The organism is Nonomuraea sp. NPDC050663, from assembly GCF_044456985.1.
In the GTDB taxonomy this organism is placed as follows: domain Bacteria; phylum Actinomycetota; class Actinomycetes; order Streptosporangiales; family Streptosporangiaceae; genus Nonomuraea.
Genome location: NZ_JBITGL010000025.1, coordinates 68,397 through 81,922 on the forward strand (window position 1 = coordinate 68,397; position 13,526 = coordinate 81,922).

Below are 13,526 nucleotides of genomic sequence, written 5' to 3' on the forward strand. Positions count from 1 at the left end.
CCGCCGCGGATCCACAGCCGGGCCCGCGGCCGCCGCGACCCTCTGGGACCTCGTCACCGCATCGCCGATAGGGTCCCAACCGGTCGCGTTTCCACATCCGGCCTCCCCTCCACCCGGAAAGGGCCACGCCCACGCCCACGACCGCCAAGACCACCCTCTCCTCGACGACATGCGCCGCCTGCGCGAAGGCATCGCCCTCCACCTCTCCCACCGCACCCACACACGGCACACCCCGACCGCCAGAACCACCCGCTACGACTAGAACTGCACCTGCGGATGGACCCGCACCGGCAGACCCGGCACCGACGGCGACGCCGAAGAACAGCACAGCCGACTCCACCGCCAAACCGCCCGCCACGCCCGCACCCTCCACCGCCCCTACCTCGACGCCTACGCGCCGAAGGCCTAACCGTCTCCCGGCTCACCGTGGCCCGCAGCACCCCCGAACCCCGAACACCCCAGCCGGACAGGCTGGCTGACCCTCGAGAAGCCCCCGGCCGACAGCCCGACGGCGGACTCCCCTATGGCAGACGCCCTCTACGTCCTGCACTGAGATGAGCAAAGCGGATGGGGCTTCACCGACACCGGCCCCGGCCAACCCGTCGACCGCGACACGCTGACCTACTTCAACGAGAACCTCCTGCCCACCCCCGACCAACTGGCAGGAGGCACCAGCCGCCTCCTCCGCCGGCGGCACGACCCCCAGAAGCGCATCAGCCGGCACCGCCCCCCTCAGCGGCCGCCTTCCGCTCGGTCGAAGACTTCCACGACAGCCTCAACACCGAGCTCCTCGCCTACCGCCCGTGAACCTCAGCACCACCAGGCCCGTCAGCAGCCCAGGAAAGACGGCAGGCGGCACGCTGATCCCAAGGGACTCGAGTCATCAGATCTCGCCACCGTCCTGCCATCCGCACGCCGTACAACGGACGCCTGCATATTCGTCATCACGCTCGTAGTCGATGGCGTGAGTGTGTTCGAGCAGGTCAACCTCAACCCCACAGCGCGGGCAACCGACAGCGACACCGAATCCGGGAAAGTACTTGTAGCGGAGGGTGGATTCGTCGATGGCCTCCTGCACCGCCCGCACCACTTCCGCACGAGTGCCGAACCCCATGATCTTCTGCACCACTGCGACAGCACTGGAGTCGTCGGGCATCTCCACCCACCGCAGGTGCTGGAGCAGGCCAGGCAGCGGAGTGCCATCAAGACGCACCGGGATCAGGCGAACCGAGCCGTCATTGTGGTGACGCGTGATCGCCGTCGCCATCTCCGTACCGACCCATCGCGAGGAACTCGCATTCTCCGACCAGATGATCAAAACCGTGTCAGCTGCCATCAACGCCGCCTCCACCGCCCCTGGAATCGAATCTCCAGGGAGGATCTCCCACTCATCGAGCCACACGTCGGCCCCGACAAGCCGCAGCTGCGCCGCGAGCACTCGCACGATCGGCTTATCCCCATGGTTGTGGGAGAGAAAGACCTGCATATAAGCAGCTTCTCACCGCCCCAAGCCGACAACCATGAGGCAACCCCCACGGGCCGCCGCCGCACTGCATGCCTACGGCCTGCGGAGCACGCCGTAGAGCCTGCATCCCGTCCCGCCGCGCAGAACTCTCCGGCCCACCGCACCATCCAGGCTGCGGCCGCCGCACTCACAGCTCGACGCTGAACGAGCCCGCCGCTGTGCACGATCGCCTGCCTTTGGCGCGGGCGCCGCGCCGCTCATGACCGCCGAATCCCCTCGGCCTCAAGCCCGGCCGGCTTCCTGACCGCCACCCCCTCCTCGTGGGTTTCCCTCTCCCCGAGAACTCTCTGACTCGCTGGTCTCCTCGCCGTGCTCACCCGAAGATTCCGTGGCAAGGTTCGCGCCTGCGCGGGTACCCTGACGATATGAACGAGCAGCAGGCCACCCTCGACGAGGACCTCGTGCCCTACCCCGAGGAGCACCGCCAGGCGAACCTGGCCAAGCTCCGGGAATTGATGGGCGAACCCTCACCCGAGATGCTCGAGCTCGTCCGCGCCCGCGACGAGGAGTTCGCCGCGCGCCGTAACAGCGCCGCGTGATCGGTCGCGTCCTCGACTCCAGCGCCTTAATCGCCTGGAGCCGCCGCTCTTCACCATGGGTTGAGGCGACCGTTTGGTCCCGCGTCGGCCACACAGAGCACGTGGTGCCGATCGTCACCACCGCGCCCGCGCTAACCGCCGCGATCGCTCAGCTGCCCAACAAAGCGATCCCCCTCCTGGAGATGCTGCTCGGCATGAACGACGTGATGATCGTCGACAGCCTCACCCCCGGCTCCGCGCCCGGAGTGGCCGAAGCCCTCCGAGAGGCGGGCCCCTTCGCCGCCGAGCAAGTCACTGCGGCGAGCATCGTGCACGCGGCACGTCGGCGGGGCCTGCCGGTGCTCACCTCGAACCCCTACCCGCTTGCACAACTGTGGCCTGGGATCGAGATCGACCTGATCCCGTAACCGTCCCAGCTCACGTCCTCCACCTCAGAGTCGCGACTGCTAAGAACCTGTGCATCCCGTGCGTGATCTCCGTGAAGGCATACGCCCGTGGCGGCCGTACCGCACGCGGGGCCCGCGCACCGCTCCGATCATTCACACCCGCCTCGGCCTGAGCTTCGACAGCCGCTTCTGCCGGTCTGTCGGGAAGTTGGCTCCAGCCGATGATCCCTGCTGGCCGGGGGAGAGAACGATCTTCGCTTGTTCGAGCGTGGAGACGACGTACGGCATGTCGGGATAGATAGGATCCTCGACCGTGATCACAAGGTCCCCGATCTCGGTTACCTGGACATGCACCGTTCGCCCGTCGTCGAGCGCGACCTTGCCCTCTTTCGCCATGACACTCACGCTATGCCAGGACGTGAAGCAGACGCACTGAGGCTGCTGATGGAGCAACTCCTCTACGCTGGTGGCGCTGCAAGAGCTCCGTTTCAGTGGCCAACCTTGTGCTGGCGCTCCTACGATTCCCGAGCACTGCACACCCCTCATACACCAGCCGCGCCTGCGCGAGCCAGTCGAGCTCAGCCGAGTGCGGGATCACCCGCACCGGCCGCCCGTCCTCACCGGAGCTCAACGCCAACGCCTGCCGCGCACTCGCCTTGAGCTCACCCAGCGTCCGCGCGTGCACGACGATGCCGTGGCCCGCGGCCCGGGTGATCCACCGGCCTTCCACCCGTACGGCCCGCAGCCTCCAGCGCATCCACCGCATACCGGCGGGCGCCGGTAGACGTACAGCCCCCGACCGGGCGGCACATGAATCCGCTCACGACCGGTGGCGGCTCCGCTGGTAGAGGAAACGCAACCGGAAGTCGCTTAGGCCGGCCAGGAGCCGCACCTGGGCCGGAGTGGGGAGCCGTACGCCGGCCTCCCACTCGTCGACCATCGGCTCCTCGCTGCCGAGCGCCAGATCGACCTGCGGCCCGTCCAGGGTCGCGGAAGTCGAGCGACGCTGCGGTCTCCGCGTCGACCTGGGGGCCTGTGCGGCACCTCCTTGCAGACCTCGATTCGCACCGAGTGCATCCGCTGCAATGACAGCGCGTTGCCGTCGTCGTCGCGATAGTCCTCGGCTTGCTGGGCGCGCCGCACCCTGCCGTCCCGCCGTCCCGCCGTCCCGCCGTCTCGCCGTCTCGCCGTCTCGCCGTCTCGCCGTAGAACCTGCCCGCCGTCCGGCTGGCTGGAGTCACCGCCTGGCGCCCGCGCTGATCGGCGCACGCCGCTGACCGCGCCGGTTGCCCGCCGTACCGGACCGCCGCAACGCGAGCAGATGGCGGCCGAGGCCGGACAGAACAGAACCGTCGAGACAGACCGTCACCACCGCGGCCCCCCGGGCGGGCTCCCTGGCCGGGGCCGTGTTCCGCTCAGTCAGCCTCGCAGGCACGGTCCTCCGCGCAACCGGGCTTTCGCTGCGCTCACCCCCGCCCCTCAAGATCTTTTGGCGCGCGTGATCGCCGTACCAGGTGACCGGCCCGAGCGCGCCAAAACATCTTGCTGACCGGGGGCCGCCCGGTTGCGCTCCGTCCCTTCCGCCTGCGTGTCCGCCTTCACCGGAACACTCCACCCCCGGCCAGGGGACCGCACGGAAGGAACCCGCCATGACGCTCCGCCTCGACCTCCGCCCCTCCAGCACCGACCTGACCGCCTGCACCCGCTGCGGCAACCCGATCACCCGCGCCGAGGCGGCGATCTCCTTCCCCAACCGCACCTGCATCTGCGGGCGCTGCGTGGCCGCCGAGGTGGCCAGGCTCGCCCAGGCCGCACAGATCGAGGCCTTCTCCGAGGCGGTCGACGCCGACCGGCTCGCGAACGTCGCCGACCGCCCCCTCCCCCGCATCTGACCCCGCCCCCGGGGCGGGGCTCCCCGCCCCGGCACCTGCTCAGCCCGAACGGCGCGCCCGGCGAGATCGCCGAGCCTCTCGAACCCGTGCCCGCACGGATCAACCACCCACGCACAAGGAGTACTTCATGCTGCCCGAGATCAAGGCCTACTACGACGCCACGGATGGCAACGACTACTACTACGCCCTCGACCGGGCGCGCACCGCGCATCCGGTCCAGGACTGGCACCCCACCATGTCCCCGGAACAGGTCCAGGCCATCTTCGACGCCGAAGACCAGCTCGCCGCCGCCGTCCGCAAGGTCGACACGGACTTCAAGATGAAGCAGGCCCAGGCACACCACAAGCTGGCGACGCACGAGGACCCGCTGGTACGTTTCCTCGCCACCGACCCCGAGATCCTGCACTACCCCACGCACCGAGAAGTGGTGCTGAAGGCCCTGCCGATGAGCCGCGAGGAGATGGACGTGTTCGGCGAGGGCCGTAACTGGTGCGAGGAGTACGAGCGGCTACTCCAGCGTGCCGACGAGGCGGGCGTCCTTCCCCCTCGATCTCCCGACCAGGCCGACATCGACGCTCTCGTCCAGGAACTTCATGCCTACACCGGCAGGCACGGCGGCCGCACCGAGCGCCGCCTTCGGGCCCTCGTCAACAAGCACATTCCGGCCATCCTGGCCAGTGCCACGACGGTAGAGGTCCAGAGCGGACCGCAGGGCAAGACGACCAGGAAGGCGAAGGCCTCGTAGCCGACCGCCGACCGATCGCTGGGTGACGGAATCCGTGCTCCGTCACCCAGCACCAGACTGGCCCGCGCAGCTGCCCACGCCACCGCGCCAGCCAAACCCGGCGATCGCGGCGCAGCCTCCAGCCGAGCAGAACGAGAGGCTCAGAGCCGGTACGGCACCGAATCGGGGTCGATCCCCACCTTCTCCAGACGCCGGCGGATCGCATCCCGGCTCCGGCCGAAGGCCTCCATCAAGGCCGTGATGCTCGCTCCCGGCGCGCTCGCCAGCACCCGCAGCCGCTGGTCATCTTGCTCGCTCCAGGCCCGGTGGGAGTTGCCGTGCTTGGTCCGGCGCTGGGCGTGCGTCACCGGCTCACGCTCGAGCCGGACGGCAGCGGCGAACAGCTGCGACAGCGCCGTCGCGTCCGCGGAACTCATGGCCGTCCAGCCGTGCAGCTCGGCCACCACTTGGCCGTGCTCGTCGACGCCGACCACCTCCACCTGATGGCGCTCATCGCCCTCGGTCAGAGTCAAGGTGTAGGCACGGCCGCCGCACTCCACCCGCACCGTCAGCTCCGGGCCGGGCTCGGGCGCGTGCTCCGCGTTCACCCGGCTCACAGCTGTGGACGGCTCGGGCTTCGTGGCTGACATCGCGACTCCTTCTCCTCTTCTATCGGTGTGCTTCCCTGGGCGGGGCGGCTACTGCTCGAAACGCGCTCCACCGCCGCGGCGACCTCGGCGCGGCCTGCCCGGAAGTAGCGGGCGGTGGTCTCCAGCGAGGCGTGGCCCATCAATTCCTTGATCTGTGCCATGTCGGCCCCGCACTCGCGCATCCGGGTGGCGTAGGTGTGGCGCAGCACGTGCGGGCGCAGCCCCGACAGGCCGGCGTCCGCGCCGACGGCCAACACCGCCTGGGTGATGCCGGAGACGGTCAGCGGCCCGCGCTGGCCCAGCAGCAGCGGGCCCGGCTCGCGACCGCGCTCGTTCAGCCACCCGCCCAGGTGCGCGCGGCAGATCGCCGGCAGCGGCACAGTGCGCCCCTGCTCGCCTTTGCCCAGTAGGTGCACCTCCCCCGTGCGGGCAGTCAACACCACGTCCTGCAGCTGCAGCCGCTGGCACTCCTCCACCCGCGCGCCCGCATACAACATCAGCGCCACGATCGCCCGGTCCCGGGCACCGCGCCGGGCGGCCGCGCGCTCCACCCGGTTCTGCTGAGCCGCCGTCAGCGCATCCGGCTCGCCCGGCCGAGGCAGCCGGGCCCGCTTGACATCGATGCGCGTCCCCGCCTCCGCATACAGCAGCGTCACCGCAGCGATCGCCTGGTTCACCGTGCTCGGCGAGACCCGTCGATCCAGCAGGGCTCGCCGCCAGGCCGTCACCGCCGCCTCGGCGCCGACGACGTCGGCAAAGGCGTCCTCGTGCTCTCCGGCGTGCTCGCCGAGCCAGGCCGCGTAGGCGGCCAGCTGCCGCGTGTAGGCCTTGACCGTGTTAGCCGACAGTTTGCTGCGGTCCAGATGGCGGCGCGCCGCCGCCACGGCGTCGGCGGCGGCTTGGCCGACGTCGTCGGCGGGGCGCAGCGCCACCACGTTCTGCGAGCGGGCGGCATTCGCTCCGGTGCTCATGTCAGCGTCCCTCGCTGATGGTCAGCGCGTGCCCGGTTGGCAGGATGCCCGCGCCGCGCAGGCCGCTCCAGTCGTCAGCGGGAACCGGCATGATCACCTCGTTGAGGGGGGAGACGTCGAAGCCCCGGGGCACGATCAGCCGGGCGGTCAGCTGGCCCGCGCCGTCCAGGTCTTCGCGGACCTCCAGGCCTGTCACTGCGGTGGGCAGGCTGGCCGCCCAGTCGACCAGGGCCCGCAGCGGATCGGCGTGCTCAGCCGTGGTCACTTTCCCGCGGGCGAGTGGTGTGCGTGAGGTGCTGGGCAGCGGCGCGGCCAGCGCCTGGACGCGGACGCCCTCGAGGGTGCCGGTGCTGGCGTAGCCGTCGGCCGTGCTCAGCGGCTGCAGCGGCCAGCCCATCCGCTCGGCCACCAGGCGAGGCAGGGCGAACTGCTCCTCCACGCTCATCCACAGCGAGGCGGGCGTGAGGGTGATCGCGGGCAGGAACCGTTCGTGCGGCAGGCAGGTGACGGTCGCCGCGGGGGCCGGGCCGGTCGCATCCAGGACCGAGGCGGCGATGGCCAGGAGCTCACCGAGGGCCGAGGACCGGTGCTCCCTGGACACGACGCGCTCACCCCCGCCCGGCAGCGTCGCCGGCGGACGGACCGCCCTCTCCAGCGTTGCGGGTACCTCGGGTGGTACAGGTGAGCGCCTCGCGCGGTGGTCCTCGACCTGCCAGGCGGTCCGCCAGCAGCTTGCCGGTGCGGTCGAACCCCGCCTCGGCCAGTCCAGCCAGCTCCTTTCGTAGCTCGCCGCCGACGCGGTCGCAGACGGCGCTCGCCTCGTCGCGACCACGGCGGGCGCGAGCGATCCTGCCTTGGCTGCCGCTGGCGGTTGCGGCGGCCAGCTCGGCCTCCGCCTGTTCGTAGTGCTCATGCAGTGCCTGGTGCTGGGCGACGAGGTCGACCGCCGGGCCCGCGAGACGAGGCTTTCAGCATGGCTGATGGTCACCAGCTCGGCCACCACCTGATGCTCGTGGGCGGCTTGATCGAGGAGCGCGTCAACCTCGGGTTGCCCGGTCCGGCGCCGGTCTGGATCCGCCATCGACTTCGCTCCTCATTATCCGCTGAGTCTCGTCCCGGCTTCCGATCCGCCGCCGACGACATTATCCACTGAGCTGTCTTCACCGCTCGTGGAGGTGACCTCCGGGCGCACCAGGCTCGCGTCTCGCCACCTGCTGGCGGCGGCCGCGGGAGGGGCAGCTTAGTGATCGAGCAGCAGGTCATGGCAATCGAGACCTCTTGCTCGCTCTACCACGCAGAGAGCTATCACCTCGGAGAAGCCCGGTTGCGTGAGGACGGTGACTAGGTGTCGGCGGCAACCTGTAGGACGGCGGTGCGCCACAGTCGACCTTGGCTGCCCACCTCCATCAGGACTACAGCGATTTTGCAGGAATTCTGCTGGGCTGATGGCCATTGTGAGTGCGGCACCACCCCGAAGTGCAGGCGGCTGCTACCCCCGACGCCTGCACCGCCCGGCTCCCGCGCCCCCGGGAGCCGGGCCTTCTTCACTGAATGGACCTGGCACACCCTTGGCGACAACACTCGCATCCTCCCCACTCTCGAGACGTCGGCCTCAGGCTCATGTCCGACAGAACGGATCCAGGATTTGGCAGGGACGGAGAACGACGGCCAACAGCGCAGGATCCGGCGCGCAAAGACGGCCTGCCGCTCGCAGCGGCCATCCACCCATAGGTCCATCACGGATGCAGGCGACTGGCCGCCTGGCGCCAGTTCGGGACTGAGGAACAGCGGTACAGCCGATATCGGTGAGATGGATCACGGTAGGCGTGGCACCGCCGTGACATCAACCAAACTCGATGGGGCGAATGCGTAGCACTCAGCACGACTTACGGGGGTTGGGTTCGCTCGCTTTCGGAGGCGCTACGCGGAGTTCGTGCAGGTCGGGGATGTGGTTGTAGAGGGTGCCGACTGATACGCCCAATAGCGTGGCGATCAAGGTGACGAAGCGTCCGAGATCCGGCAGCAGGTCGCGGGCGGCCTTGGGGAGTTCGGCGTTGACGACGGTGGGACGTCCGCCGGTACGCCATCGCACCTGGCTGCGGCCAGGCCCTCGTGCGGCCGGGCATGACGAGCAACGGAACGAAGTCCCGTGAGTAGCACTCAACTCGGCGGACTGTCGCCCGCGACGCCTGCTTTCTGAGAGGGAGTTCCTCCCGGGATGCTTAACCCCAGGATAATTCCTCGCTTTCCTATCCTGCGGCGCGGTGTGAGTCCCGGGAAGTCCCACCGCATGACAGGAGCAGGCAATGAACGCGATCACTTTTCCCAACGGCTCGATCACCATGGCCGCCAACCTCTACCGGCCTGACGGTTTCGACGCCAACGGCAGTTATCCGGCGATCGTCGTTGTCCACCCGGGCGGCGGCGTCAACGAGCAGGCCGCCGGCCTGTACGCGGCCAAGCTGGCCGAGCTCGGCTTCGTGGCCCTCGCCTTCGACGCCTCCTACCAGGGCAACAGCGGCGGCGAGCCGCACCACCTGGAAGACCCCTACACCCGCGTCGAAGACGTCAGTGCCGCCGTCGATTACCTGCAGACGCTCAGCTACGTCGACGCTGAGCGGATCGGCGCTCTCGGCATCTGCGCGGGCGGTGGCTACGCCGTCAACGCCGCGATGACCGACTACCGGATCAAGGCCCTGGTAACCGTCAGCGCGGTCAACATCGGCACCTCCTTCCGGCGGGGCTGGTACGGCACCGACTCCGACGCCGCCGCCGTACCGACGCTGCAGGCCCTGGCCCAGCAGCGCACCGCCGAGACCGCCCGCGGCGCCGAACCCGCCTACCTGCCATACGCGCCGACCGAGACCGATGAGCACACCCCGCGCGACCTGGCCGAAGCGGGCGACCACTACCTGACGCCGCGCGCTCAGCACCCGAACGCGAAGAACACGTTCCTGTTCACCAAGAGCGTCTCGCGGATCTTCACCTTCGACGCCTTCCACATGGTCGAAGACTTGCTCACCCAGCCGGTCCTCATCGTGGCCGGCAGCGAAGCCGGGTCGCTGTGGATGTCCACCGAACTGCACAGCCGCGCTCGCAGCCCCAAGCAGCTCGTCGTCGTCGAGGGCGGTGCGCACATGGACTTCTACAACGTGCCCAAGTACGTCGACCGCGCCGTCGCCGAGGCCGCGCCGTTCTTCACCCTGCACCTGGCCCCCCAGGCCTGAGGGAGCGGAGGTGTCCAAGGACTTGAAGGCCCGGCAGGAGGTCTCCCCGCTGGCGCCGACCAGCGCGCACCGGTGAGGAGCACGTCCAGCAGGTGTACGACACGACTTACGGGACACCACCGCGGACAACACCAGCCACCGACATTAGATTCGCGCCACCTGCCGGAGCACTGACACCAAGTCCGCGCATCCACTGACATTCTCGCCGCGCTCAACAGACCTGTTGACCGCCAGGATTCTGGCAGTGAGCAGCGACACGTTCCGTCAGTAACGTTCTGCGACGGACCATTCCAGCCGTGAGCCAGCTGTCGTGCGAGGTTGAACCGCCTGCCGGGCTGCCTACTTGGAGAGCTGGTTGAGGGCAGCGCCGAGTTGTTGGATGGCGCGACCACCCACCCCGCTGAGCCTGATCACTGTGCCGAGAGCGGTGATGAGGTCGCGCACGGTGGTGATGTCCTGGTTGGCCAAGACGGTGAGCACGGGTGGGATCAGGTTCAGCTGGGACAGCTCGGTGTCGAGAGTGTAGGCGGGTGGGAGGAGCACATATTCGCCCCGCCGGGTCGGCCACGTCTCGGCGATCCGCTCAGCTTGCGCGATGATCCGGAGGCAGGCGCCGAGGTTCGGCCAGCCTGCCGCTACGCAGCGCTCGGCCACGTCGGCGTCGGAAAGTGCAGCCAGGTCGCCGATCGTCCTGATGTCATCACCAAGAAGACGGGGTTGTCCCCAGCGCTCGATGGACCCCAGTTCATTCGGCTTGTAGGACTTGTCCGGGATCTGGCTGCCGAGGACGACTCGGAGGAGATCTGGATGGTTGTCCCATCGTGCGCGCGCACGCCACTCCTCATGCAACTTGTACTCCGTGAGTGCCCCGGTGACGGTGACGCGGATGCATTTGGCGTCCCATTGAGCCTTGGCTTCTCTGGCTTCCCGTTCCTTCTCCCGCTGAACCGCCACGCAGTGCCGGGAAGACAGGTCGGGAAGAGCATCGGCCACCTGATCCAGGGCGACGCTCAGCAAGGCGACAGCGTCCTCAATGCCACTCAGCATGGGACGGCTGTCTGGAGGCAGACCCGGAAGGGCATCGAGTTCGGCTAGGCGCTCGGTCACCGCGGTGACATATCCATGCAGATGGCGGCTTAAGGCCTGCGGCGAGAAGTGATCGTCATCGGACATCAGAGGGAGCATTTCGGCAGCCTAGATCACCAGGCGGGAGAGTATTCCTTTCTTGAGCTCAAGGTTCTCAGGGCTCCGTGTAACTGTCGTCTGGCCCCCTGCTGGGGAAGACGAAACGCGAGCAGCATCTGGAGCTCGAACGCGAACGCCGGCTGTGCGGCCTCATCCACGACAGGCACGCCCCGCAACGCCGAGGCCTCCGCCGACGTCCAGTACAGCCTGCGCCTCACCCGTGACCACCACCTCAACGACCCCAAGGACCGTTCGCAGAGCCCCCCTGGTGGCGCAACCCTCGCCTCAGGGCGGGGACTACTTCCAGGAACTGCTGTACGGCGGAGCGAAGTTGAAGGCTGCCCGGGGATCCTCCGGCGGCGAACCTGTCGCATCTCGGCGAAGAGCCACCGCTCGCGGGAGATCACAGCGCGTAAACGTCACCGCCATCAACCTGACGCGGGGCCACTGTCCCGAACTGTTCAGCGCGGCGAAAATGTCAATCGCTGCGTGGACCTAATGTCAGTGATCGAGTCTGGGCGTTCCGGCTGGCTGTCTCGGGCGTTTCAAGTCCGCGCCCATGCAGTCGGGTTCGCTAGCGTGGCGGCATGTTTCGGTCTGCGCCTGCATCGGCGCCTCCATCGACGCCTCCATCGGCGGCATTGCTTGGCCTCGTCGCCTCCGGCGTGGGCTGTCCCCCATGGCCACCGGCAGCGGTGTCCTAGCCTTGGCCATCGTGCCTGAGGTCTCCGCGACACGCGGTCGATGATGGAGCCCCCAGCCTCCTCGGGCGCGCGCCGCACTGTGTCCAGGCGGTCCCCACACGGCGGCGGCCGCTAGTGCGGACGGCTACGGGGTCAGGGGGCTCCCGACCTCCTGGGGCTGCCGGCTGCCGGTGCTGGTCGCAGCCTTGGTGAGGACGGTCGTGTCGCCATCGGTCGACTCCACCTGGTAGCCCTCGGACCGGTAGAGGCGGATGTTTGACAGGCTGCGGGCACCGGTGGACAGGACGAGGCGCCGGACCTCCGAGTCGTGGCGGGTCTGAGCCTCGGCCTCACGAAGCAGGAGGCGGCCGATGCCCCTGCCGCGCAGATCAGGGACGACGCCGAGCCTGCCGATGTGCCGACTGTCGCCGTCGCTGCGGGTCCGCACCATGCCCAGCAGCCGGCCGTCCAGCCACAGGCCCGTGCTGTTCCAGGCGGCCAGCCATGCGCGCACCTGCTCTACCGACTCCCCCAGGGCGGCGATGTCCAGGGTGTCGTTGACCTGCGCCTCCTCCAGCCAGCAGCACCGCTGCAGCACCAAGACCTCGGCGGCGTCGTCCGGAGTCAGCGCTCTGAGGTAGGAGCCGGGTAGCGGTCCTGGGCGCGCGCCCGGCTGGAGTTGCTCGCGCATCGGACGCAGGGCGTTCGCGAGCCGTACCAGCTCATCCAGGACTCCGGCGGCCGCGCCCCGGCCGAAATCGTGGCGCAGGCGCCCGTCCTGTACCGACTCGCCGATGCGCAGGGCGACGGTGGCACCCAGCGGCACCAGCCGGAGCGTGGTCACCACCTGCTTGGCGTGCTGGACTGACCTGGTGCCCGCCGAGGTGTTGCCGTAGCTGACGAATCCCATCGGCTTCCACGCCCACTCGCGGCCGAGGTAGTCGAGGGCATTCTTGAGGGTGGCCGGCATGCCGTAGTTGTACTCGGGGGTGACGGCGATGAAGCCGTCGGCGGCGTCCACCATCGCGCTCCACCGCCTGGTGTGCTCGTGGCGATAGATGCCTGACGAGGGGTGCTCCTCCTCGTCGAGGAAGGGCAGGTCCAGTTCCCGCAGTGAAACCCGGACGAGCTCGACGCCGAGCTCCGCGGCGCGAGGTCCAAGGGTGTCCATGAGCCATTCGGTCACCTGCGGGCCGAGTGCGCCGGGGCGGGTGCTGCAGACCAGGACGAGAACGCGTAGCAATTTCGTTGACATGTAAAAGAACGTAACCGTTATTCTGTTTACATGTCAACGAAGCGTTCCGAGGTGCGCTGGCTCACCACGGATGAGGAACGGGCCTGGCGAGCCCTGCGCCGCATGATGACGGCCATCCAGTCACGCACCGCGGCTGACCTGCAGGAGATCGGCCTGTCGGAACCCGACTACGAGGTGCTCAGCACGCTCTCCGAACGCCCTGGCCGGGCCAGCACCCTGCACGAGCAGGCCGAAAAGATGGGCTGGTCGCGCAGCCGCCTGTCACGGCATGCCTCTCGAATGGAGGCCCGCGGTCTACTGCGGCGCGAACCCGATCCCGACGACGGCCGGGGCTGCTACCTAGTCCTCACCCACCAAGGCATGGAGACGCTCGTCAACGCCGCTCCCGAGCACCTGGAGTCGGTCCGCCGCCACGTCGTCGACCGGCTCTCGCCCGCGGACCTCACGGCATTGGAGGAGATCGCCCGCAAGCTGTGCGACCCCGCCTAG

The 13,526-nt window shown here is 68.8% G+C and carries 15 protein-coding genes; 7 read left to right on the plus strand and 8 right to left on the minus strand.

Features of this window, described 5'->3' with window-relative positions; translation table 11 throughout:
* Window positions 1-883 precede the first annotated feature (883 nt).
* Window positions 884-1,486 (minus strand): toll/interleukin-1 receptor domain-containing protein, encoded by a 603-nt coding sequence (locus ACIBH1_RS44820; RefSeq protein ID WP_397320216.1) that lies wholly within the window; start codon window positions 1,484-1,486, stop codon window positions 884-886.
* 404 nt (window positions 1,487-1,890) lie between these two features.
* Between ACIBH1_RS44820 and ACIBH1_RS44825 the strand changes: the two genes are divergently transcribed.
* Both ACIBH1_RS44825 and ACIBH1_RS44830 read left to right on the plus strand, forming a co-directional pair.
* Window positions 1,891-2,064 (plus strand): hypothetical protein, encoded by a 174-nt coding sequence (locus tag ACIBH1_RS44825; RefSeq protein ID WP_397320217.1) that lies wholly within the window; start codon window positions 1,891-1,893, stop codon window positions 2,062-2,064.
* 101 nt (window positions 2,065-2,165) lie between these two features.
* Entirely contained in the window at window positions 2,166-2,471 is a 306-nt protein-coding gene (locus ACIBH1_RS44830; RefSeq protein WP_397320218.1) for a hypothetical protein, read from the plus strand.
* Between the two features lie 132 nt (window positions 2,472-2,603).
* On the opposite strand, the gene ACIBH1_RS44835 is transcribed toward ACIBH1_RS44830, so the two are convergent.
* Window positions 2,604-2,846 carry a hypothetical protein gene (locus ACIBH1_RS44835; RefSeq protein WP_397320219.1) on the minus strand — a complete coding sequence of 81 codons (243 nt, stop codon included), beginning with the start codon at window positions 2,844-2,846 and terminating at the stop codon, window positions 2,604-2,606.
* 1,253 nt (window positions 2,847-4,099) lie between these two features.
* On the opposite strand from ACIBH1_RS44835, the gene ACIBH1_RS44840 reads away from it, so the two are divergent.
* On the plus strand, window positions 4,100-4,342 hold the full coding sequence (locus ACIBH1_RS44840; protein WP_397320220.1) for a hypothetical protein: 243 nt from the start codon (window positions 4,100-4,102) through the stop codon (window positions 4,340-4,342).
* Between the two features lie 127 nt (window positions 4,343-4,469).
* Window positions 4,470-5,087, plus strand: a complete 618-nt coding sequence (locus ACIBH1_RS44845) for a hypothetical protein (protein ID WP_397320221.1) — start codon at window positions 4,470-4,472, stop codon at window positions 5,085-5,087.
* A gap of 140 nt (window positions 5,088-5,227) precedes the next feature.
* Here ACIBH1_RS44845 and ACIBH1_RS44850 read toward each other — a convergent pair whose 3' ends face one another.
* The 3 genes from ACIBH1_RS44850 to ACIBH1_RS44860 are packed head-to-tail and all read right to left on the minus strand — an operon-like array spanning window position 5,228 to window position 7,288.
* Window positions 5,228-5,716, minus strand: a complete 489-nt coding sequence (locus tag ACIBH1_RS44850; protein ID WP_397320222.1) for a hypothetical protein — start codon at window positions 5,714-5,716, stop codon at window positions 5,228-5,230.
* The gene (locus tag ACIBH1_RS44855) at window positions 5,680-6,687 is read right to left on the minus strand and encodes a tyrosine-type recombinase/integrase (protein WP_397320223.1); all 1,008 of its coding nucleotides are present in this window, start codon (window positions 6,685-6,687) and stop codon (window positions 5,680-5,682) included. Before ACIBH1_RS44855 ends, ACIBH1_RS44850 begins: the two co-directional genes overlap by 37 nt.
* A gap of 1 nt (window position 6,688) precedes the next feature.
* Window positions 6,689-7,288 carry a hypothetical protein gene (locus ACIBH1_RS44860; RefSeq protein WP_397320224.1) on the minus strand — a complete coding sequence of 200 codons (600 nt, stop codon included), beginning with the start codon at window positions 7,286-7,288 and terminating at the stop codon, window positions 6,689-6,691.
* 253 nt (window positions 7,289-7,541) lie between these two features.
* On the opposite strand from ACIBH1_RS44860, the gene ACIBH1_RS44865 reads away from it, so the two are divergent.
* Window positions 7,542-7,694, plus strand: a complete 153-nt coding sequence (locus ACIBH1_RS44865) for a hypothetical protein (protein ID WP_397320225.1) — start codon at window positions 7,542-7,544, stop codon at window positions 7,692-7,694.
* Window positions 7,695-8,563: 869 nt separating this feature from the next.
* Here ACIBH1_RS44865 and ACIBH1_RS44870 read toward each other — a convergent pair.
* On the minus strand, window positions 8,564-8,779 hold the full coding sequence (locus ACIBH1_RS44870; RefSeq protein WP_397320226.1) for a hypothetical protein: 216 nt from the start codon (window positions 8,777-8,779) through the stop codon (window positions 8,564-8,566).
* 214 nt (window positions 8,780-8,993) lie between these two features.
* Between ACIBH1_RS44870 and ACIBH1_RS44875 the strand changes: the two genes are divergently transcribed.
* A complete protein-coding gene (locus ACIBH1_RS44875) occupies window positions 8,994-9,914 on the plus strand; it encodes an alpha/beta hydrolase (RefSeq protein ID WP_397320227.1) in 921 nt (306 codons plus the stop codon).
* Between the two features lie 339 nt (window positions 9,915-10,253).
* Here ACIBH1_RS44875 and ACIBH1_RS44880 read toward each other — a convergent pair whose 3' ends face one another.
* Together ACIBH1_RS44880 and ACIBH1_RS44885 are read right to left on the minus strand one after the other, a co-directional pair.
* Entirely contained in the window at window positions 10,254-11,087 is an 834-nt protein-coding gene (locus tag ACIBH1_RS44880; protein WP_397320228.1) for a hypothetical protein, read from the minus strand.
* Between the two features lie 840 nt (window positions 11,088-11,927).
* Entirely contained in the window at window positions 11,928-13,037 is a 1,110-nt protein-coding gene (locus tag ACIBH1_RS44885) for a GNAT family N-acetyltransferase (protein ID WP_397320229.1), read from the minus strand.
* Window positions 13,038-13,067: 30 nt separating this feature from the next.
* Between ACIBH1_RS44885 and ACIBH1_RS44890 the strand changes: the two genes are divergently transcribed.
* On the plus strand, window positions 13,068-13,526 hold the full coding sequence (locus tag ACIBH1_RS44890) for a MarR family winged helix-turn-helix transcriptional regulator (protein ID WP_397320230.1): 459 nt from the start codon (window positions 13,068-13,070) through the stop codon (window positions 13,524-13,526).

Coding starts and splice junctions, on each gene's coding strand:
- ACIBH1_RS44820 (WP_397320216.1), bottom strand. CDS start 1,486: ATGCAGGTCTTTCTCTCCCACAACCATGGGGATAAGCCGATCGTGCGA.
- ACIBH1_RS44825 (WP_397320217.1), top strand. CDS start 1,891: ATGAACGAGCAGCAGGCCACCCTCGACGAGGACCTCGTGCCCTACCCC.
- ACIBH1_RS44835 (WP_397320219.1), bottom strand. CDS start 2,846: ATGGCGAAAGAGGGCAAGGTCGCGCTCGACGACGGGCGAACGGTGCAT.
- ACIBH1_RS44840 (WP_397320220.1), top strand. CDS start 4,100: ATGACGCTCCGCCTCGACCTCCGCCCCTCCAGCACCGACCTGACCGCC.
- ACIBH1_RS44845 (WP_397320221.1), top strand. CDS start 4,470: ATGCTGCCCGAGATCAAGGCCTACTACGACGCCACGGATGGCAACGAC.
- ACIBH1_RS44850 (WP_397320222.1), bottom strand. CDS start 5,716: ATGTCAGCCACGAAGCCCGAGCCGTCCACAGCTGTGAGCCGGGTGAAC.
- ACIBH1_RS44855 (WP_397320223.1), bottom strand. CDS start 6,687: ATGAGCACCGGAGCGAATGCCGCCCGCTCGCAGAACGTGGTGGCGCTG.
- ACIBH1_RS44875 (WP_397320227.1), top strand. CDS start 8,994: ATGAACGCGATCACTTTTCCCAACGGCTCGATCACCATGGCCGCCAAC.
- ACIBH1_RS44880 (WP_397320228.1), bottom strand. CDS start 11,087: ATGTCCGATGACGATCACTTCTCGCCGCAGGCCTTAAGCCGCCATCTG.
- ACIBH1_RS44885 (WP_397320229.1), bottom strand. CDS start 13,037: ATGTCAACGAAATTGCTACGCGTTCTCGTCCTGGTCTGCAGCACCCGC.
- ACIBH1_RS44890 (WP_397320230.1), top strand. CDS start 13,068: ATGTCAACGAAGCGTTCCGAGGTGCGCTGGCTCACCACGGATGAGGAA.